The following is an 18597-nucleotide window of genomic DNA, read 5'->3' as shown; positions in this document are numbered from 1 at the left end:
GCAACACTAACGACCTAAGCCGAGCAAAAACAACCACCAAGGACAGCCGCACGCATGGCTGCCCACAACAAGGTTAGAGGGAAACATGCCGAGCAGCGACAATGGCAAGACCGTAAAGACCTCCGTCACCGAACAGGAAGCGCTGGATTTCCACTCACAGGGACGTCCGGGCAAGCTGGAAATCACGCCGACCAAGGCGATGGCCACGCAGCGCGACCTGTCGCTCGCCTATTCGCCGGGCGTCGCGGTTCCGGTCAAGGCGATCGCTGCCGATCCTGCCACAGCCTATGACTACACCACCCGTGGCAACATGGTGGCCGTCATTTCCAACGGCACGGCGATCCTCGGCCTCGGCAATCTCGGCGCGCTCGCCTCGAAGCCGGTGATGGAAGGCAAGTCCGTCCTGTTCAAGCGCTTTGCCGACGTCGATTCCATCGACCTCGAGGTCGATACACAGGACGTCGAAGAATTCATCAACTGCGTGCGCTACCTCGGCCCCTCCTTCGGCGGCATCAACCTCGAGGACATCAAGGCGCCCGACTGCTTCATCATCGAGCAGCGCCTGCGCGAACTGATGGACATCCCGGTTTTCCATGACGACCAACACGGCACCGCGATCATCGCCGCCGCCGGTCTCATCAATGCGCTCGAACTGACGGGCCGCGATTTCAAGACGACAAAGCTCGTCTGCAACGGTGCGGGCGCCGCCGCCATCGCCTGCATCGAACTCATCAAGGCCATGGGATTCAATCCCGAAAACATCATCCTCTGCGACACCAAGGGCGTGATCCATCAAGGCCGCACCGAAGGCATGAACCAGTGGAAATCGGCCCACGCCGTCAAGACGGACCGCCGCACGCTGCAGGAAGCGATGGAAGGCGCCGACGTCGTGCTCGGTCTCTCCCAGAAGGGCGCGTTTTCGGCCGATATGATCCGCTCCATGGCGCCCAACCCGATCATCTTCGCGATGGCCAATCCGGATCCGGAAATCACGCCGGAGGAAGTCGCAGAAATCCGCAAGGACGCGATCATGGCGACCGGGCGCTCTGACTATCCGAACCAGGTCAACAATGTGCTCGGCTTCCCCTACATCTTCCGCGGCGCGCTCGACGTGCGGGCATCCTCGATCAACGACGCCATGAAGATCGCGGCCGTCCGGGCGCTTGCAGCACTTGCCCGCGAAGACGTGCCTGATGACGTGGCCGCCGCCTATCAGGGCCAGCGGCCGCGGTTCGGCGCGCAGTACATCATTCCGGTGCCCTTCGATCCACGTCTTATTTCCTCCATTCCGGTCGCTGTCGCCCGCGCGGCGATGGAGACCGGCGTGGCACGCAAGGAAATCAGCGATCTTGACGCCTATGCGCGCGAACTATCCGCCCGCAAAGACCCGATCGCCGCGACCACCCAGCAACTCTACGAGCGCGTTCGTGAAAATCCGAAGCGCGTCGTCTTCGCCGAAGGTGAGGAAGAGCAGGTGATGCGCGCTGCCATCGCCTTCGCCAACCAGGGGCTCGGCACTGCCATCCTGCTTGGTCGCGATGAGCCGCTCAGGGCAACCGCGGAACGCGCCGGCATCGATCTCGACCGGCCCGGCATCGAACTGGTCAACGCCCGCGTTTCAAAGCGCGTCGAGGCCTATACCGAATATCTCTATTCCCGCCTGCAGCGCAAAGGCTACCTGCACCGCGACTGCCAGCGTCTCATCAACACGGATCGTAACCACTTCGCCGCCTGCATGGTGGCGCTGGGCGATGCCGATGCCATGGTCACCGGCACGACCCGCAACTATTCGACCGCGCTGGAGGACGTCCGCCGTTGCATCGATCCACAGCCCGGCCACCGCGTGATCGGCGTTTCGCTGGCATTGACGCGTGGACGCACCGTGCTGGTGGCCGATACCGCCGTACACGACATGCCGACGGCGGAAGAGCTTGCCGATATCGCCGAGGAAGCCGCCCACGTCGCGCATCGCTTCGGCTATGAGCCGCGCGTCGCTCTTCTGGCCTACTCGACCTTCGGCCACCCGACCGGCGAGCGCTCGGAGCGGCTGCGCGAGGCGGTCAAGATCCTCGACAAGCGCAAGGTCGATTTCGAATATGACGGGGAAATGGGCGCCGATGTCGCGCTCAACGCCCACCGCATGGAGCAGTATCCGTTCTGCCGTCTCTCGGGCACGGCCAACGTGCTCGTCATGCCGGCGATCCACTCCGCGGCAATTTCCACCAAGATGCTGCAGGAACTCGGTGGTTCCACCGTGATCGGGCCGCTTCTGGTGGGTCTCGAAAAATCCGTCCAGATCACCCAGATGGGCGCCAAGGACACCGACATCGTCAACATGGCAATGATGGCGGCCTATAACGCTCTCTAAGCCTTGGCGCTTTCGTCCGGATCGATACCCGTCGACCGGACGAAACCTTCGAGAGCCGCCATGTCCGCAGCCAGCGCCTCGCGCAACCAAGCCCCGAAGGCCTCGACCTTCGGATCGTGGGGCGCGTTTTCGGCCGTGACCAGATAATGTCCGTCGCCGGTTGCGGCGAAGGGTCCGAAGGGCACGACAAGCTGTCCACTCTGGATCGCATGGGATGCAAGCGTCTGCCATGCCAGCATGACGCCCTGGCCTGCGATCACCGCATCAAGACAGAGCGACGCCTCGTTGAACACATGCCGCCCCGTCACCCGACCGACGGGCAATCCCGCACATTCAAGCCAGACATCGCGTGAAAACAGAGCGCGTGCATCCACGACCCACGGCATGTCCAGAAGATCCGCGGGCGAAGCAAGACCGGCAGCGAGCGCCGGCGTACAGACGGGAAAGACGCGCTGCTGCAAAAGAAGGTCGGCCCGCACGCCCGGCCAGCGTCCCCTTCCAACCCGAATACAGAGATCGACATCACCGACATTCGGATCGGCGAGACGGTCGGTCGCGTCGAGCCGGATGCGGATATCCGGATGACGCTCGGCAAAGCGGCCCAGCCTGAACACGAGCCATCGCGCGGCAAAGACGGGTGCGACCGAGATCGTCAGGACGTCATCGCGCTCGTGGCGCACTACTTCCACTGCGCGGGAAATTCCGCCGAACGCTTCTGTCAGGCGCGCCACGAAATCGCGCCCGCCCGGCAGCACCACGAGACCGCGCGGCTCCCTTGCGAAAAGGGTTCGCCCCAGTTGTGTCTCGCACTTGATGACCTGCTGGCTGACGGCGCCGATGGTGACGCCGAGTTCATCTGCGGCAGCCTGCAACGAGCCGAGGCGGGCGACCGCCTCCACCGCCCGCAAGCCATTCAGGGTGATCACATTCAGGTTGCGCATGTAGAAAATCTACATACCTCTGCGGAATACATCAATGGATGGGGCCTGTATCCGGGATTATACCGCTGAAATCTCGCAATTTTTTAGCATCCGCCGGGAATGGGAGGCCAAAGTATGCTCAAGATATTCTTGAATTTCCTCAACCTCTTCCGCAGTCCGGAACAGAGATTGGAATTCTGTGCGGAGGGGATCCGCGACCCGCTCGGCCATCCGCAGATTGCAGTCATGGACGAGCGCCGCAGGGCAGACCTGCCGTTCGATCCTCGTGCGATCCCGCCGGAATGATTGATGAAGGGGATTCGCCCGCGGCTATTTCCTGGAGGGATCCAGCGGGCGAAAGGCCGTCAGCTCGAGAAACGGCCAGCGTCGGCGCCGTAGTAGTTCACGTAGCGGCCGGAAATGCTGGCGATCGGAAGTACGATCAACACATCGGTGGTGTTGAAGGCGTGATCCACGACCGCGCCATTGCCGACCATGGCGCCGAGGCGCAGATAGCCCTTGATCAGCGGCGGCATGGCAGACAGGGCCTTGCGTGCATTGATCGCCTCGACCGGCATCAGGTCCATTTCACGGTAAAGCTCGGGCTTTGCCGAAACCGTCCACTCGCCGCGAACGCCGGTATTGTGGTGCAGGAAGGAAAGGGCAAGCGCATGCTCTTCGGGGCGTACGCCCGGGAAGGACCCGCAACCGAACATGGCGTCGGCACGATGCTGCAAGGCATAGGCCCAGCAGCCCTGCCACAGGAGTTCGACAGTGCGCTTGTTGCGATAGGCGGGCAGAACGCAGGAACGGCCAAGCTCCATGAAGCGTTTTTCCGGATGGCGGGCGACAAGGTCGCTGATCGCGAATTCGGAGTCGGAATAGAAGCCACCATGCATCATCGCGACCTCATGGCGCAGCAGGCGGTAGGTGCCGACGATCTGGTCTTCCGGATCGCCTTCGATCGAACGGTCGACCACCAGAAGGTGATCACAGACGGCATCCCAGGAATCGACGTCACGCTGGAGCCGGGCGGCTTCCGGAGCCACCTGAGCCTTCATTTCCTCGACGAACACCCTGTAACGTACGGCCTGGGCGGCGTCGATCTCGCGCTCATTGCGGGCGAGGCGCGTTTCCAGCGAGCCGATGCGGCCGTAAAGGCCCTCGGAAATGGACTGGTCGGGAGCGGCGGACGCAGAGCCGCCCTCAAGCAGGGACTTTCGATCCAGAAGTTCAACGCTCATCGCGACTCGTCCAGGTTAAGCTAGGGGTCATAAACCACGGCTGTACGACAGGAAAGTGACAGGAATTGTCACACAATTCGGGCGTCTGCCCGTGAAAAACTCACCCCGATACCGCCACTTCGTATCCCATTTGCGGCACCGGTAAAACCTACTCTTTCGAACGTCTGTGGGCCAACACCTCATCCAGCAGAATAAACCCGGCACCGATGGTGATCAGGCTGTCGGCAAGGTTGAACACCGCGAAAGACCACGTCCTCGTGTAGAAGAGTATATAGTCGATAACATGACCGTAAACAAAGCGATCAATCAAATTACCGAGCGCACCGGCGATAATCAGCGCGAAACCCAGATGGGCGAGATGGTGTTCACGGCCGGTACGATGCCACAGCCACAGCACGAAGGCTACGATGGTGAGCCTGAGGGTGACGATGAACCAGCCACTCGTATCCGACAGCATGGAGAAGGCGACGCCGAGATTGTAGGTGCGATAGAGCGCCAGCATCGGCACGACATGCACGGCTTCGTTCAGCGGCAGATAAAGCTCCACAGCATACTTGATCGCCTGATCGAGGATCAGCATCAGAACGATCAGCATGAAGGCTGGGAACGGCCGTGTCAGTCTTTCCAGAAATGTGGTCATCGGCTTCCGTCGAGGGTGAGGAGATGGCGCCGCACCTCGAACAGCATGACACCGGTCGCAACGGCCAGATTGAGCGAGTCGGCACGCCCGGTCTGCGGTATGCGCGCCAGCGCGTCCGCCGCACCCGCGAGATCGTCCGGCAGGCCCGACTGCTCGTTGCCCATCATCAGGATCACCGGCTTGCTGCGGTAATCGATGGTGCGATAGTCGACGGAACCGGCCAGATGGGTCGCAACGAGGCGCGCGCCGCATGTGCCCTTCCATTTGAGGAAATCCGTGGAGCTCGCCCGCACCAGTGGAACCGCAAACAATGAACCCATCGTCGCGCGGACGGTTTCCAGCGAAAACGGATCGGTGCAATCGCCGACCAGGATGACGCCGGAAGCGCCAGCGGCATCGGCCGTGCGGATAATGGTTCCGAGATTGCCGGGATCGCGCACGCGGTCGAGCGCGACCCAGGTCTCGCTGCCGGTCGGCTTCACATCCTTCAGGGCTTTCCAGCGCTGGTCGAAAATGCCCGCCACCATCTGCGGATTGTCACGCCGGGTGATCGCCGACATGACTTTTTCGGAGACCTCCAGCACCAGTCCGCCCGAGGCCACCGTGCGGGCGGCAACTTTCTCGACCAACGGCTTGCCCTTGGCGGCCTTGGAATAGACGAACGTGCGGATCGTCCAGCCGAGGTCGAGCGCATCGATCACGAGCTTCAGGCCTTCGGCCATGAAGGTCTTCGTTTCGTCGCGCGCCTTCTTGAGCGCAAGCGCCTTGATGTCCTTGACGATCGGGTTGGCAAGGCTGGTGATTTCCTTCACCTGGCCCACGCGCCTTGCGCCTTCGTTCCTGAAATCGTCGTTCATTTCGGCACCCAGCGGCTGAAAAGTGAGGTGGAAAGCGCCCTGCCCGGCGTCTTACCGTCAAGACCGGCTTCGCGGATCACCAGTTCGCCGGATTCGACGATGCCGCGCTTGCCGCGCATAGTTTCGCGCATCAGTTCATGGATCGAGTAGAAGCTGGCGCGGATCGAATAGGCTGTCAGCACCAGCCCGACCGCCTTCGGCGACAGCAGTTCCCGGCAAATGTCGAGCATCAGCGGCAGGTGATCGAAAAGCTGCCAAACCTCGCCATTGGGACCGCGTCCGAACTTAGGCGGGTCGGTCAGGATGATGTCGTAACGGCTGCCGCGACGTTCTTCCCGCTGGATGAACTTCATCGCGTCTTCGCAGATCCAGCGGATCGGCGCCCTGTCCAGACGGCTCAGTGCCTGATTTTCGCGCGCCCAGCCGATTGCCTTCTTCGAGGCATCGACATGGGTAACCTCGGCCCCCGCGGAAGCGGCGACAAGGGAAGCGACGCCGGTATAGCCGAACAGGTTCAGCACCTTGAGCGGCCGTCCAGCCTGTTCGACCTGCTGCTTCATCCATGTCCAGTGAGCGATCTGCTCGGGGAACACGCCGACATGACGGAACGAGGTGAAGCGTCCGAGAAAATCGATGCCGAGCAGGGATAACGGCCAGGTTTCGCCCAGCATCTCGCGAGGGAAGCGCCAGCGGCCCATGCCGTCTTCATCGGTGTCACCAGTAAAAATGGCGTCCGCGCGTTCCCATACATGCGCTGGCAGCGCCTTCGGCCAGAGCGCCTGCGCCTCGGGGCGAACGATGCGGTAGGGACCGTATTGCTCGAGTTTCAGGCCTTCGCCGCTGTCGATCAGGTGAAAATCGCCGGCGCCGGGAGATTCGAGGATCAGGGGCACACGCTCGGCGGGGCGCTCCCCGGTGCGAACGATCAACGCGCGCGCCGGCTCGGACGCCACCTTGGTGGAAGGGGCTTCAGCCTCGGCCCGCGGCTGGCGTTTTTCGGCGGCGCGAGGCCGTTCGTCCCGTCCCTTGCCGGTTAAACCCTTGGCCGTATCCTTGCCGCCGCGCGAACCCGGCCGGGTCAGACCCGAGGAGGAGCCGCCCGGTCCACTGCGCATCGGTCGGCGGTCCCTGTTCTTCACGCCCATATCCTATGTCTTGTCGTTTTGCCCGTACTCAAGCGCCGGGCCATAGCACTCCGGGAGAGCGCGCGAAAGCGCTTTCGTTGCAAACGACCGCGAGAGCGCTACCGATTGCAAGCCTACTTGGCCTGAATCCGCGGAAGGGTGCTGCCGGCGATTTCCTCGGCGCGGGTCTTGTGCCGGTCGGCTTCAGCCTGCCAGCGCACAGCCGAACGGGCTTCGTTGCGCGCACGCTTGCGATACTTGCCCTGGGAAAGCCAGGTGACGGCCGAGCCGAGCAACAGGCCCAGGATCACGGCAGAGAAGATAAAGACGAAGAACGGTGCGGAGACGGACAGCATCTGATCATCAGGCTGAAAGGGATTGAGCGCAAGCCGCACCATTTCCCTGTTGGCCACGGACAGGACGATAAGCACTATGCCAAGCGGTACCAAGATAACCAGACCGACGATTTTCCTGACCATCGCAGACTCCCGGCGCATGACCGCCCTGTATTTACATTATATTTGCGACCGGCCGGACTAACCCTTTTGTCGGGTTCACGGACCAGCCCGCACTCAGTCGTCGCCTTCATCGGCCATGCCGGGGTTGAGGCGCTCACGCAATTCCTTGCCGGTTTTGAAAAAGGGAACCCACTTCTCCTCAACAAAGACGGTTTCGCCTGTGCGCGGGTTCCTGCCGGACCGGGAGGGGCGATTCTTGACGGAGAATGCGCCGAACCCACGCAGTTCCACACGGTTTCCGGACGCGAGTGCGTCGGTGATCTCGTCGAGGACTGCATTGACGATGTTTTCGACATCGCGATGATAGAGATGCGGATTACGCGCTGCGACTATCTGCACCAGTTCCGACTTGATCACGCCTGCCCCCTCGAAAACCTTTTTGAAAATACGGACGTTCCAAGGGTGCCAAACCCAAAAAGGACCGTCAAGGAACAACTTAGCGCAGCCAGACGCCGCCGCAAAGCCGTGCTAAGACATCACAATCGTCGCGGATAATCAACCTCGCCACGATCTTGCCTTCGCATCGAACGAAAGGCGCCCCCATATCGGCGAAGTCTTGCGTCACAGGGGGCGAGCTTGTATCTCCAGCCGGAATTTCCATATTGGCAAGCATATGCGATAATGCGAAACATCTTTCCGGATTCCGCGATAGCGCTTACGGAAATCACACCGAACAGGCTTCACACATGCTGAAACGCACCGACGATAACGCGACGCCAGCCGGCCGCCAGCCGGAAGACGCTGCCTATCGTGCGGCATTGAGCCATTCGGCACGCGTGCGCCGCCTGAAAGTGCTCCTGCCGGTTTCAGCTTTCGTGATCTCACTTGCCTTCGTCGGCGTCTCGGTGGTCCGGGCCTACCTGCCGGAAGAACTGAAAATCGAATCGGCCAAGATCGAAAACGGCAAGGTCGTGATGGAAAAACCGGCGATTGCTGGCCGCAATTCGGATGGCATCAATTATTCCATGCGCGCCGAACGGGCGCTGCAGGATATCAAGAATCCCAACATCATCGCACTCGAAACCATTGCCGCCGCCGTTCCCCTGAACGAGAACACGGTCGCCATGGTCAAGGCGCTCAGCGGGATCTTCGATCGCACCTCCGATCTCCTCGATATGGACAAGCCCTTCACCATCAAACTCAGTTCCGGGCTCGAGGCGACCTTCAACTCCGCCCACCTCAATATCAAGGGTGGCTCGATGGAGACCACCGATCAGGTGACCATCAAGGCGAATGAAGCGGCAATTGTTGCGCAGGCGCTCAAGATAACGGATAAGGGACGCGTTATCAGTTTTTCAGGAGGTGTTCGGGTAAACCTCGATCCCTCCACTATTCACAAAACGGACAAATGAGAGCCGGACCAGTCATGCATTGCTGCAGTATTTACAAAACGCTCACCCTGGCTGGCCTGCTTGTCGCGACGGGCCTCATTCCGCTTGCGGCGCCGACAGGCGCACTCGCCCAGGCGACCAAGAGCAAGATGGACGGGCTGAAGCTCTCCAACGATCAACCGATCCAGATCGAAAGCGACCAGCTCGAGATCCGGGAACAGGACAAGACGGCCCTGTTTTCGGGCAACGTCAAGGTTGTGCAGGGCACGACCACGCTGCAGTCCGGCAACATGACGGTCAAGTACCGCGGTGAAGGCACCAGCGTGACGAGCGGCAATGCCGACATCGAGAACATCGATGTGACGGACAAGGTCTTCCTGTCTTCAGGCACGCAGCAGGCAACCGCCGATCGCGGGCATTTCGACATGGATAGCCAGGTCTTCACACTCGAGGGTGACCGGGTCGTGCTGTCCGAGGGCCAGAACGTCTTCGTCGGCTGTAAGCTGACGGTGCAGATGAATTCCGGGGAAGCCAAACTGGATGCTTGTGGCGGGCGTGTCCAGATCCAGCTCGACCCGAAATCCCAGAAAAAGCAATAGTATCGGCCCGGACGTGAAAATTCCCGCTCTCTCAGGCTTGCTCGGCAACGGTCGCGCAGAACAGTCGCAGTTCGACGCCGAAATGCGTCGTGACAAGACACGCTACGAAGGCACGCTGATCGCCCACGGCCTGACGAAGACCTACAACAACCGACGGGTCGTAAACGGCGTATCACTCGTCGTGCGGCGCGGCGAGGCCGTCGGCCTGCTTGGCCCCAACGGCGCCGGCAAGACCACCTGTTTCTACATGATCACGGGGCTGGTGCCCGTCGATGTCGGAACCATTGCGATCAACGGCAATGACGTTTCCGGGATGCCGATGTACCGGCGCGCGCGCCTTGGCGTCGGCTATCTGCCGCAGGAGGCCTCGATCTTTCGCGGGCTTTCGGTGGAGGACAACATCCGCGCAGTTCTCGAGGTGCACGAAAAGGATCGCAAGAAGCGCGAAGCCAAGCTCGACGAACTGCTTGCGGAGTTTCACATCGAGAAGCTGCGCAAATCGGCTGCCGTTGCCCTATCGGGCGGTGAACGCCGCCGCCTCGAAATCGCCCGGGCGCTCGCGACCGACCCGACCTTCATGCTGCTCGACGAACCCTTCGCCGGCGTCGACCCGATTTCGGTGTCGGACATCCAGAATCTCGTTCGCCACCTGACGGCGCGCGGCATCGGCGTGCTGATCACCGACCACAATGTTCGTGAAACGCTCGGCCTCATCGACCGCGCCTACATCATTCATGCCGGCGAAGTATTGACCCATGGCCGCGCCAACGACATCGTCAACAATCCCGACGTGCGTCGTCTCTACCTTGGCGACAAGTTCAGCCTCTGATAGGCTCAGCCGTCAAGAAATTCTCCTGCCGACCATAGTTCGGCTTGACCAAACCCAATAAAAAAGCAATTTTTGGGCCAGTTGGAAATTCCCCAGCTGCCGCGGCCTGCGGCGCGGGGAATCCGGAGGGATTGTAGGGGAGTTTCGCGTCCGCCATGGCTTTGTCAGCCAATCTTTTCCTGCGCCAGAGCCAATCGCTCGTCATGACTCCGCAACTGATGCAATCCATCCAGTTGCTGCAGATGACGCATATCGAACTCATCCAGTTCATTTCCCAGGAAGTCGAAAAAAATCCGCTGCTCGAATTAGCATCAGATGATGCAGATTTGGGCGCCGGCTCCTCGTCTGGAGGCGAACCGGAGGCGAATGTAGAGACTGCAAAAGCGGACGACGGATCGTCCTCCGCCCTCGCCAGCGACTGGTATGAGCCGGGGCAGGCAAACAGCCTGAACGAACGTCTCGATTCCAATTTCGATTCCGCACTTTCCGACGAAGCCTCCGCCACTCGCGCCGATGCACCCGAGCTGCTGGGGCAGTGGAAATCGATGCCGGGCAGCACCGGCGAAAGCGGCGAGGCCTACGACCTCGATGATTTTGTTGCCGGGCAGGTGAGCCTCCGCGACCATCTGAACCAGCAAATTCCCTTCGCGCTCGTCAATGCGGGCGACAGGCTGATTGCGGCGGCCCTTCTCGACCATCTCGATGAAGCCGGCTACCTGAGGGCCGATCTCGATGAGATCGCGACACGGCTCGGCAACGAACTCGCGGATATCGAGGCCGTGCTGGAAGTGCTGCAGACGCTCGATCCGCCGGGTGTCTTCGCCCGCTCTCTCAGCGAGTGTCTCGCGGTCCAGCTGAGGCAGCGCGACCGGCTCGATCCGGCCATGGCCGCCCTCATCGACAATCTCGAACTTCTAGCCAAGCGCGACTTCAACATGCTGAAGAAGCTGTGCGGCGTCGATGAGGAAGATCTCATCGACATGCTGGCGGAGATCCGCAAGCTGCATCCCAAGCCGGGTAGCGGCTTCGAAGGCGGTTCTCTCGAAACCGTGATCCCCGACATCGTCGTGCGTCCAGCATCCGACGGCGGCTGGCGTGTCGAGCTCAATGCCGACGCCCTGCCCCGGGTGCTGGTCAACCAGAACTATGCGACGGCAGTCGGCAAGAACGGCGCCACCACGGACGCCGACCAGGCATTTCTTTCGGAATGCCTGCAGAATGCCAGCTGGCTGACCCGCAGCCTCGACCAGCGGGCAAAAACCATCATGAAGGTGGCAAGCGAGATCGTGCGCCAGCAGGACGCCTTCCTGCAGCACGGCGTCGATCACTTGCGTCCGCTGAACCTGAAGACCGTCGCCGACGCGATCAAGATGCACGAGTCGACCGTCAGCCGGGTGACCTCGAACAAGTACATGCTGACGCCGCGCGGCCTGTTCGAACTCAAATATTTCTTCAGCGTATCAATAGGTTCGGCCGAAGGCGGCGACAGCCATTCGGCCGAGGCCGTCCGTCACCGTATCAGGATGATGATCGCCCAGGAGAGCCCCGAAGCTGTTCTTTCGGATGACGATATCGTGCTCAGCCTCAAGTCCGGTGGCGTCGACCTCGCCCGCCGGACTGTGGCAAAGTATCGCGAGGCCATGAACATTCCATCCTCCGTCCAGAGGCGCCGTGAAAAGCGGGCCATGGCGAAGGCTACGGCAATCTAAAGGTGTATGGACACCTCTATAAGTTGATGCAACATTAAGAGACTGTTGACTTTTGCCAGAGGCGCGGCTAGAAGCCCGCCCCGATCGATACGGGTTCACAATCACTCAATCTTATCCCCGACAGAGGCCCGGTACACGGGATAGAGACCGACAATACCGCTTGAAGAGCTTGGATGCGTGCGTCGCTTGGCGTAAACTGACGCCTGCAAACCAACTATAAGTATGAAGGGAAACTCCATGAGTGTGCGTGTATCCGGCAAACATATGGAAATCGGCGACTCCTTCCGTCAGCGGATCGGAGAGCGGATCGGAGAAGCGGTCACGAAGTACTTCGACGGAGGGTATTCCGGCCAGATCACCGTAACCAAGTCCTCTGCGGCTGCAGCGCAGTTCGTGGCGGATTGCGCGGTTCATCTGGACGCCGGCGCCAACCTCCACGCGACCGGTTCGGCCAATGATCCGCAGATCGCCTTCGACGTCGCCGCAGACCGCATCGAAAAGCGCCTGCGCCGATACAAGCGTAAGCTCAAGGATCACCATCCCGTCGGTGCGGCCGCATCTGCCATCGAGGTGCCCTATACCGTCATGGACACCCTGTCCGACGAGCATGATGAAGTGCCGGAGGACTATGCGCCCACCATCGTGGCAGAGAGCACCAAGAAGCTTCGCACGATGACGGTCGCATCCGCCGTTATGGCGCTCGACATGACCGATGAACCGGTTCTGCTGTTCCGCAGCCCGGGCAAGGATGAACTTAACATCGTTTACCGCCGCAACGACGGCAATATCGGCTGGATCGATTCCGCCAATATCAAAGCCTGATAAGCACTGTGCAAGCGGCGGCCAACGCCGCCGCTTGTCCCATTCTTGTCTCGGCGACACGAAGGATTATGAAATGGCCTTGGCAGATTTGCTGCAACAAGATGCGGTCGTTCCCGCCCTCAGGGTGAACTCCAAGAAGCAGTTGCTTCAGGAACTTGCGGCCAAAGCCTCCAAGCTCACCGACATCCCGGAACGCGAGATTTTCGACGTCATCCTGCAGCGGGAACGTCTGGGATCGACCGGCGTCGGCAACGGAATCGCCATTCCGCATGGCAAGCTGAACAACATTACCGCCATCACAGGCGTGTTCGCACGGCTTGAAACACCCGTCGATTTCGAAGCACTCGATGACCAACCGGTCGATCTCGTGTTTCTGCTGCTGGCGCCCGAAGGCGCCGGTGCCGACCATCTCAAGGCGCTTTCGCGCATCGCCCGCGTTCTCCGAGACCAGGATCTCGTCGCCAAGCTGCGCGCCACGGATTCGGCTTCTGCCATCTACGCTTTCCTCAATGAGGAACAGGCATCCACAGCCGCCTGACCTGTCATCTTGATGCATAAAAAAAGCGCCCTTTCGGGCGCTTTCATGACATCCGGAAATTTTGTTTTCAGCCGTTCTTTTCGGCCGCCTGCTCGGCTGCCGCGTCAGCCTTCGGGCCGCCCTTGGCAACGCCCACCATGGCCGGGCGCAGAACCCGGTCCCCGATCGCATAGCCGGCCTGAACAACCTGCACGACCGTGTTGTTCGGCACTTCGGGATTAGGGATTTCGAACATCGCCTGATGGAAGTTCGGGTCGAACTTCTGGCCTTCGGCCTCGATCTTGCGAACGCCGTGACGCTCGAGCGTCGCAAGCATGCCACGTTCGGTCATCTCGACGCCTTCGACGAGGGCTGCAAGCCCGGCATCCGCAGCCGCGCGAGCTTCTTCCGGAATGGTGTCGAGCGCACGGCGCAGGTTGTCGGAAACGGCAAGCATGTCGCGCGCAAAGCTGGTCACCGCATAGGACTTCGCATCCTTCACGTCGCGCTCGGTGCGGCGGCGCAGGTTGTCCATTTCGGCAGCAAGGCGCAAGAAGCGGTCGCGAAGCTCGGAATTTTCCGCCTTCAGCGCTTCCACGGGATCGATCACGGCCTCCGCTTCAGTCGCGGCCTCCGGTGCCAGGTTTTCGGCTGCCGTCGTGTCGGTTTCGTTCTTCTTGGTGTCGTCGGTCATGACGTCCTCCGAGTGATTTGCGTTTCGAACTGTTTTCGAATTTGTGCCCGATATCAGGGTTTGCCGTGGAAAAATCAAGACTTGCAGTCCAACAAGCCGGAGATCGGCCCGACATGCGTCGTTAAGTCAGCGTCCTGATCGCGAAAGCCGCGCCATCAACTGCGCGGTATAGTCCACCATCGGCACGATGCGGGAATAGTTGAGCCGGGTCGGCCCGATGACGCCGACGGCGCCGACGATGCGATCTTCTCCATCCCGATAGGGAGCGACGATCAGCGATGAGCCGGAGAGCGAAAACAGCTTGTTTTCGGAGCCGATGAAAATCCGGACACCAGAGCCGCTCTCGGCGAGATTGAGGATCTCGACCAGACTTTCCTTGCGTTCGAGGTCATCGAAGAGAAGCCGCAGGCGGTCGATATCATCCGTGCCTGCCAACCCTTCCAGAAGGTTTGCCCGCCCGCGCACGATGAGCCGCGTCGGCTTCTCCTCGTCCCTGCCGCCAGACCAGACGGCAAGGCCCCGTTCCACGAGATCCTGGGACAGAACGTCGAGTTCGCCCGCCACCTGCTGCTTGAGCTTTTCGATCTGGTTGCGCAGTTCGACAAGCGTCTGACCGGCGAGATTGGCGTTGAGGAAATTCGCCGCTTCGGTTAGCTGCGAGGCGGTGATGCCCGCCGGCAGGTCAATGATGCGGTTTTCGATCTGGTTATGCTCACCGACCAGTACGGCAAGCGCCTTGGTCGGCTCCAGCCGGATGAACTCGACATGCTTGAGAACGGGATCGCTCTTGGCCGCGATCACAAGGCCTGCGCCTCGCGAGAGCCCGGAGAGCATCAGGCTTGCTTCCGTCAGCAGGTTTTCCATCGGCTGGTCCGGACCGGACGGACGGATCTGGCGCTCGATGCTGCCACGCTCTTCCGCCGAGAGATCGCCGACCTGCATGAACGCATCGACGAAGAAGCGAAGGCCAAGCTGGGTCGGCAGGCGGCCGGCACTGACATGCGGCGCATAGATGAGGCCGAGATCTTCCAGGTCGCTCATCACATTGCGGACCGACGCAGGCGAAAGCGACATGGGCAGAAGGCGTGACAGGTTGCGGGAGCCGAGCGGGTCGCCCGATTCCAGATAGCTTTCCACGATACGTCGGAAGACCTCCCTGGAGCGATCATCCAGTGACGCCGTCACGTCCTTGAACGGTGTCGTCGTTGGTGTCATCAGCCGCGCGAAATCTGTGTGTCTGTCATCGGGACGAAATATAGCCACTCAAAGCCCAATCACAAACCGGAAAAATAGGACAATTCCGGACATGCCAAGGCTTTCATGCTTTTTCTTTGCAAATCGTAAGCGCGGACCTTAGAAGGCCTTTGGGCATCCAAGGAGAACGCAATGCGGCCATCAGGCAGAAAAACCGACCAAATGCGCAAGGTCTCGTTCGAGCGCAATTTTTCCAAGCATGCGGAAGGCTCCTGCCTCGTCAAATTCGGTGATACCCACGTGCTCTGCACGGCGAGCCTTGAAGACAAGACGCCGCCGTGGCTGCGCAACAGCGGCAAGGGCTGGGTCACCGCGGAATACGGCATGCTGCCGCGCGCGACCGGTGATCGCATGAAGCGCGAGGCCGCGTCCGGCAAGCAGGGTGGCCGCACGCAGGAGATCCAGCGCCTCATCGGCCGTTCGCTGCGCGCCATCGTCGATCTTGAAGCACTCGGCGAACGTCAGATCACCATCGACTGCGACGTGATCCAGGCCGATGGCGGCACCCGCACGGCATCGATCACCGGCGCATGGATTGCCCTTTACGACTGCCTGAAGTGGATGGAAGCCCGCAACATGGTGAAGGTGGAGAAGGTCCTGAAGGATCACGTCGCCGCCATTTCCTGTGGTATCTTCGCCAACCAGCCGGTCATCGACCTCGACTATCTGGAAGACTCCTCCGCCGAGACTGACGCGAACTTCGTCATGACCGGCACCGGTGCCATCGTCGAGGTTCAGGGAACCGCCGAGGGCGTTCCGTTCTCGGAGGAGGAATTCCTGACGCTGATGCGGCTTGCACGCAACGGCATCGGCGAACTGGTCAACCTGCAGAAACAGGCGATCCTCTAAGGGTCGCCTCCACGGAGAGAAGGGTGAGCGACGCACTGGAAGGCATTCTCGAGACTGCTCTCTATGCATCCGACCTCGATGCCGCCGAGGCCTTCTATGGAGATGTTCTCGGGCTTGAAAAGATCAAGCGGCAGGGCGACCGTCACATCTTCTACCGCTGCGGCAAGGGGATCCTGCTGATCTTCAACCCGGCGGAAACGATCAAGCCGGTCGCCGCGGGAGCCTTGCCGGTTCCGAACCATGGAACCAGCGGTCCGGGACATGCCTGTTTCCGCGTATCGGGCGAAAACCTCGACCGTATCGCGGATCGCCTTGTTACCGCGGGAATCGCAATCGAAGCGGATTTCCGCTGGCCCAACGGCGCTCGCTCGATCTACTTCCGCGATCCGGCGGGCAACAGTCTCGAATGCGCCGAACCTCGGCTCTGGGATATCGAATAGGATTTTTGTAAATGCGCAAGCTCGACACCCGCACCATCGTCGTCGCCAGTCACAATGCCGGCAAGATCGCCGAGATCGCCGATCTGATCGGTCCCTTCGGCTTTTCCGCCAAGTCGGCGGCCGAGCTGAAGTTCGAGGAACCGGATGAAACCGGCACGACGTTCGAGGAAAACGCCGCGATCAAGGCGCTGGCCTCGGCCAAGGCCGCCGGCATGCCTGCACTTTCCGACGATTCCGGTCTGGTGATCGACGCGCTGGACGGCGCGCCTGGCGTCTATACGGCCAATTGGGCCGAGCGTGAGGACGGCAGCCGCGACTTCGCCATGGCGATGGAGAAGGTCGAAAAGGCGCTTGCCGAACGCGGTGCAGCAAGCCCGGAGCAGCGCACCGGCCGTTTCGTCAGCGTGCTCTGCCTCGCCTGGCCGGACGGACATACGGAATTCTTCCGCGGCGAGGTCGAAGGCACGATCGCCTGGCCGCCGCGCGGCACTGCCGGCTTCGGCTACGATCCGGTGTTCCAGCCGGAAGGCTATGACACCACCTTTGGCGAAATGACCGCCCAGGAAAAACACGGCTGGAAGCCCGGCGATGCGGAAGCGCTGTCGCACCGCGCGCGCGCCTTCAAGCTCTTCGTCGAAACCTGCCTGGAGGCTTGATCCCGCCGATGGCCGAAGCGACGCCGATCCTCCTTCCCGATACCGGTGAACCGGGCTTTGGCGTCTATGTGCATTGGCCGTTCTGCGCGGCCAAATGTCCCTACTGCGATTTCAACAGCCATGTCCGCCACCAGCCGGTCGACCAACCGCGTTTCGTTTCAGCCTTCCTGCGTGAAATGCAGGAAATGCGGCGCCTCAGCGGCCCGAAGACGGTCACCAGCATCTTCCTCGGCGGCGGCACGCCTTCCCTGATGGCGCCGGAGACAGTTGATGCCATACTGAACGGCATCGCGCGCCACTGGCACGTACCAGACGGCATCGAGATCACCATGGAGGCCAACCCCTCCAGCGTGGAGGCGACGCGGTTCCGGGGTTACCGCTCAGCGGGCGTCAACCGTGTCTCGCTCGGGGTGCAGGCGCTCAACGATCCCGATCTGAAGTTCCTGGGACGACTGCATGACGTTGCGGATGCGCTGAAGGCAGTCCGACTTGCCCGCGAGATCTTTCCGCGCATGTCGTTCGACCTGATCTATGCGCGACCGGGCCAGACCGTCGAGGCGTGGGAAAAGGAGTTGCGCGAGGCTATCTCCTACGCCGTCGACCACCTGTCGCTCTACCAGTTGACCATCGAGGAAGGCACCGCCTTCTACGGCCTTTACAAGGCCGGCAAGCTCATCACATTGGATGAAGAGCAATCCGCCGTTCTCTATGAAGCCACACAGGAAATCACGGCGCGTGAGGGCCTGCCGGCCTACGAGGTTTCCAACCATGCTCGGCCGGGCGCGGAAAGCCGTCACAACCTGACCTACTGGCGTTATGGCGACTATGCCGGCATCGGCCCCGGCGCCCATGGGCGCCTGACGCGCGGGCGCGACAAGATCGCCACCGCTACTGAACGCGTTCCGGAAGCCTGGCTTGCCGCCGTCGAGGAAAGAGGTCACGGCATGGTGGATCAGGAGATCCTCGACCTCGATGAACAGGCCGACGAACTGCTGCTGATGGGGTTGAGGCTGCGCGAAGGCGTTGACCTTGCACGCTGGCAGCAGCTTTCCGGCCGCGATCCCGATCCGGAAAAGGAACAGTTTTTACTGGAACACGGTTTCATAGAGCGCCTCGGCAATTCGCGCCTGCGCTGCACGCCATCCGGCATGCTGGTGTTGGATGCAGTGGTGGCCGATCTCGCCTGCTAAAGCGTTTCGGACCACCATCGCAATCAACGCCAATCG

The 18597-nt window shown here is 61.1% G+C and carries 21 protein-coding genes; 12 read left to right on the top strand and 9 right to left on the bottom strand.

Going from position 1 to position 18597, the window contains the following annotated elements; all coding sequences use genetic code 11:
* Nucleotides 1–85 precede the first annotated feature (85 nt).
* Entirely contained in the window at nucleotides 86–2368 is a 2283-nt protein-coding gene (locus tag NBH21_RS14700) for an NADP-dependent malic enzyme (RefSeq protein WP_250913962.1), read from the top strand.
* Here the strand turns inward: NBH21_RS14700 and NBH21_RS14695 are convergent.
* Nucleotides 2365–3309: a LysR substrate-binding domain-containing protein gene (locus tag NBH21_RS14695; RefSeq protein ID WP_250913963.1), complete on the bottom strand. Its 945-nt coding sequence runs from the start codon at nucleotides 3307–3309 to the stop codon at nucleotides 2365–2367. The two genes, NBH21_RS14700 and NBH21_RS14695, sit on opposite strands and share 4 nt — an antisense overlap.
* Before the next feature lie 114 nt (nucleotides 3310–3423).
* Here NBH21_RS14695 and NBH21_RS14690 point away from each other — a divergent pair, with 114 nt between their 5' ends.
* A complete protein-coding gene (locus NBH21_RS14690) occupies nucleotides 3424–3594 on the top strand; it encodes a hypothetical protein (RefSeq protein ID WP_250913964.1) in 171 nt (56 codons plus the stop codon).
* 59 nt (nucleotides 3595–3653) lie between these two features.
* On the opposite strand, the gene olsB is transcribed toward NBH21_RS14690, so the two are convergent.
* From olsB to NBH21_RS14660, 6 genes are all read right to left on the bottom strand, one after another.
* The gene (olsB, locus tag NBH21_RS14685; RefSeq protein WP_250913965.1) at nucleotides 3654–4532 is read right to left on the bottom strand and encodes a l-ornithine N(alpha)-acyltransferase; all 879 of its coding nucleotides are present in this window, start codon (nucleotides 4530–4532) and stop codon (nucleotides 3654–3656) included.
* A 148-nt stretch (nucleotides 4533–4680) separates the two neighbouring features.
* On the bottom strand, nucleotides 4681–5172 hold the full coding sequence (gene lspA / locus NBH21_RS14680; RefSeq protein ID WP_250913966.1) for a signal peptidase II: 492 nt from the start codon (nucleotides 5170–5172) through the stop codon (nucleotides 4681–4683).
* Nucleotides 5169–6029, bottom strand: coding sequence for a TrmH family RNA methyltransferase (locus NBH21_RS14675; protein WP_250913967.1), 861 nt, complete (start codon nucleotides 6027–6029; stop codon nucleotides 5169–5171). Before NBH21_RS14675 ends, lspA begins: the two co-directional genes overlap by 4 nt.
* Entirely contained in the window at nucleotides 6026–7174 is a 1149-nt protein-coding gene (locus NBH21_RS14670; RefSeq protein WP_280925192.1) for a class I SAM-dependent methyltransferase, read from the bottom strand. The genes NBH21_RS14675 and NBH21_RS14670 overlap by 4 nt, the downstream gene beginning before the upstream one ends.
* 113 nt (nucleotides 7175–7287) lie before the next feature.
* Entirely contained in the window at nucleotides 7288–7632 is a 345-nt protein-coding gene (locus NBH21_RS14665) for a DUF1049 domain-containing protein (protein WP_250913969.1), read from the bottom strand.
* Nucleotides 7633–7725: 93 nt separating this feature from the next.
* Entirely contained in the window at nucleotides 7726–8028 is a 303-nt protein-coding gene (locus tag NBH21_RS14660; RefSeq protein ID WP_099056368.1) for an integration host factor subunit beta, read from the bottom strand.
* A 329-nt stretch (nucleotides 8029–8357) separates the two neighbouring features.
* Here NBH21_RS14660 and lptC point away from each other — a divergent pair, with 329 nt between their 5' ends.
* The 6 genes from lptC to ptsN all read left to right on the top strand — a co-directional run bounded on the left by lptC (nucleotide 8358) and on the right by ptsN (nucleotide 13499).
* The gene (gene lptC / locus NBH21_RS14655; RefSeq protein WP_250913970.1) at nucleotides 8358–9023 is read left to right on the top strand and encodes an LPS export ABC transporter periplasmic protein LptC; all 666 of its coding nucleotides are present in this window, start codon (nucleotides 8358–8360) and stop codon (nucleotides 9021–9023) included.
* 14 nt (nucleotides 9024–9037) lie between these two features.
* Nucleotides 9038–9601 (top strand): LptA/OstA family protein, encoded by a 564-nt coding sequence (locus NBH21_RS14650; protein WP_425340432.1) that lies wholly within the window; start codon nucleotides 9038–9040, stop codon nucleotides 9599–9601.
* An 82-nt stretch (nucleotides 9602–9683) separates the two neighbouring features.
* On the top strand, nucleotides 9684–10430 hold the full coding sequence (gene lptB / locus NBH21_RS14645) for an LPS export ABC transporter ATP-binding protein (protein WP_163906044.1): 747 nt from the start codon (nucleotides 9684–9686) through the stop codon (nucleotides 10428–10430).
* A 155-nt stretch (nucleotides 10431–10585) separates the two neighbouring features.
* Nucleotides 10586–12139 carry an RNA polymerase factor sigma-54 gene (rpoN, locus tag NBH21_RS14640; protein WP_250913972.1) on the top strand — a complete coding sequence of 518 codons (1554 nt, stop codon included), beginning with the start codon at nucleotides 10586–10588 and terminating at the stop codon, nucleotides 12137–12139.
* Nucleotides 12140–12376: 237 nt separating this feature from the next.
* Nucleotides 12377–12961, top strand: coding sequence for a ribosome hibernation-promoting factor, HPF/YfiA family (hpf, locus tag NBH21_RS14635; RefSeq protein WP_250913973.1), 585 nt, complete (start codon nucleotides 12377–12379; stop codon nucleotides 12959–12961).
* Between the two features lie 73 nt (nucleotides 12962–13034).
* Nucleotides 13035–13499, top strand: coding sequence for a PTS IIA-like nitrogen regulatory protein PtsN (gene ptsN, locus NBH21_RS14630; RefSeq protein WP_099056363.1), 465 nt, complete (start codon nucleotides 13035–13037; stop codon nucleotides 13497–13499).
* 67 nt (nucleotides 13500–13566) lie between these two features.
* Here ptsN and grpE read toward each other — a convergent pair whose 3' ends face one another.
* Both grpE and hrcA read right to left on the bottom strand, forming a co-directional pair.
* Complete coding sequence (gene grpE / locus NBH21_RS14625; RefSeq protein WP_425340431.1) at nucleotides 13567–14226, bottom strand: nucleotide exchange factor GrpE; 660 nt, start codon at nucleotides 14224–14226, stop codon at nucleotides 13567–13569.
* 72 nt (nucleotides 14227–14298) lie between these two features.
* Complete coding sequence (gene hrcA / locus NBH21_RS14620) at nucleotides 14299–15387, bottom strand: heat-inducible transcriptional repressor HrcA (RefSeq protein ID WP_250913975.1); 1089 nt, start codon at nucleotides 15385–15387, stop codon at nucleotides 14299–14301.
* A gap of 171 nt (nucleotides 15388–15558) precedes the next feature.
* On the opposite strand from hrcA, the gene rph reads away from it, so the two are divergent.
* Genes rph through hemW form a run of 4 tightly spaced genes read left to right on the top strand, consistent with a single transcriptional unit; the run spans nucleotide 15559 to nucleotide 18561 of the window.
* Entirely contained in the window at nucleotides 15559–16275 is a 717-nt protein-coding gene (rph, locus tag NBH21_RS14615; RefSeq protein ID WP_250913976.1) for a ribonuclease PH, read from the top strand.
* Nucleotides 16276–16298: 23 nt separating this feature from the next.
* Entirely contained in the window at nucleotides 16299–16715 is a 417-nt protein-coding gene (locus NBH21_RS14610; RefSeq protein ID WP_250913977.1) for a VOC family protein, read from the top strand.
* Nucleotides 16716–16726: 11 nt separating this feature from the next.
* Nucleotides 16727–17371: an RdgB/HAM1 family non-canonical purine NTP pyrophosphatase gene (rdgB, locus tag NBH21_RS14605; RefSeq protein WP_250913978.1), complete on the top strand. Its 645-nt coding sequence runs from the start codon at nucleotides 16727–16729 to the stop codon at nucleotides 17369–17371.
* An 8-nt stretch (nucleotides 17372–17379) separates the two neighbouring features.
* Nucleotides 17380–18561 (top strand): radical SAM family heme chaperone HemW, encoded by a 1182-nt coding sequence (gene hemW, locus NBH21_RS14600; protein WP_250913979.1) that lies wholly within the window; start codon nucleotides 17380–17382, stop codon nucleotides 18559–18561.
* Nucleotides 18562–18597: the final 36 nt, after the last annotated feature.

This window comes from Ciceribacter sichuanensis (assembly GCF_024055605.1).
Classification (GTDB): domain Bacteria; phylum Pseudomonadota; class Alphaproteobacteria; order Rhizobiales; family Rhizobiaceae; genus Allorhizobium; species Allorhizobium sichuanense.
The sequence above is the reverse complement of the archived record's forward strand: the minus strand, read 5'-3'. Positions and strand labels throughout refer to the sequence as shown.

Excerpts from the sequence above, each read along its gene's own strand:
- NBH21_RS14695 (WP_250913963.1), bottom strand. The coding sequence starts at position 3,309 with ATGCGCAACCTGAATGTGATCACCCTGAATGGCTTGCGGGCGGTGGAG.
- NBH21_RS14650 (WP_425340432.1), top strand. The coding sequence starts at position 9,038 with ATGCATTGCTGCAGTATTTACAAAACGCTCACCCTGGCTGGCCTGCTT.
- ptsN (WP_099056363.1), top strand. The coding sequence starts at position 13,035 with ATGGCCTTGGCAGATTTGCTGCAACAAGATGCGGTCGTTCCCGCCCTC.
- rdgB (WP_250913978.1), top strand. The coding sequence starts at position 16,727 with ATGCGCAAGCTCGACACCCGCACCATCGTCGTCGCCAGTCACAATGCC.
- NBH21_RS14690 (WP_250913964.1), top strand. The coding sequence starts at position 3,424 with ATGCTCAAGATATTCTTGAATTTCCTCAACCTCTTCCGCAGTCCGGAA.
- NBH21_RS14670 (WP_280925192.1), bottom strand. The coding sequence starts at position 7,174 with ATGGGCGTGAAGAACAGGGACCGCCGACCGATGCGCAGTGGACCGGGC.
- lptB (WP_163906044.1), top strand. The coding sequence starts at position 9,684 with ATGCGTCGTGACAAGACACGCTACGAAGGCACGCTGATCGCCCACGGC.
- NBH21_RS14700 (WP_250913962.1), top strand. The coding sequence starts at position 86 with ATGCCGAGCAGCGACAATGGCAAGACCGTAAAGACCTCCGTCACCGAA.
- olsB (WP_250913965.1), bottom strand. The coding sequence starts at position 4,532 with ATGAGCGTTGAACTTCTGGATCGAAAGTCCCTGCTTGAGGGCGGCTCT.
- lptC (WP_250913970.1), top strand. The coding sequence starts at position 8,358 with ATGCTGAAACGCACCGACGATAACGCGACGCCAGCCGGCCGCCAGCCG.
- hpf (WP_250913973.1), top strand. The coding sequence starts at position 12,377 with ATGAGTGTGCGTGTATCCGGCAAACATATGGAAATCGGCGACTCCTTC.
- hrcA (WP_250913975.1), bottom strand. The coding sequence starts at position 15,387 with ATGACACCAACGACGACACCGTTCAAGGACGTGACGGCGTCACTGGAT.
- rph (WP_250913976.1), top strand. The coding sequence starts at position 15,559 with ATGCGGCCATCAGGCAGAAAAACCGACCAAATGCGCAAGGTCTCGTTC.
- lspA (WP_250913966.1), bottom strand. The coding sequence starts at position 5,172 with ATGACCACATTTCTGGAAAGACTGACACGGCCGTTCCCAGCCTTCATG.
- hemW (WP_250913979.1), top strand. The coding sequence starts at position 17,380 with ATGGCCGAAGCGACGCCGATCCTCCTTCCCGATACCGGTGAACCGGGC.
- rpoN (WP_250913972.1), top strand. The coding sequence starts at position 10,586 with ATGGCTTTGTCAGCCAATCTTTTCCTGCGCCAGAGCCAATCGCTCGTC.
- NBH21_RS14665 (WP_250913969.1), bottom strand. The coding sequence starts at position 7,632 with ATGGTCAGGAAAATCGTCGGTCTGGTTATCTTGGTACCGCTTGGCATA.
- NBH21_RS14675 (WP_250913967.1), bottom strand. The coding sequence starts at position 6,029 with ATGAACGACGATTTCAGGAACGAAGGCGCAAGGCGCGTGGGCCAGGTG.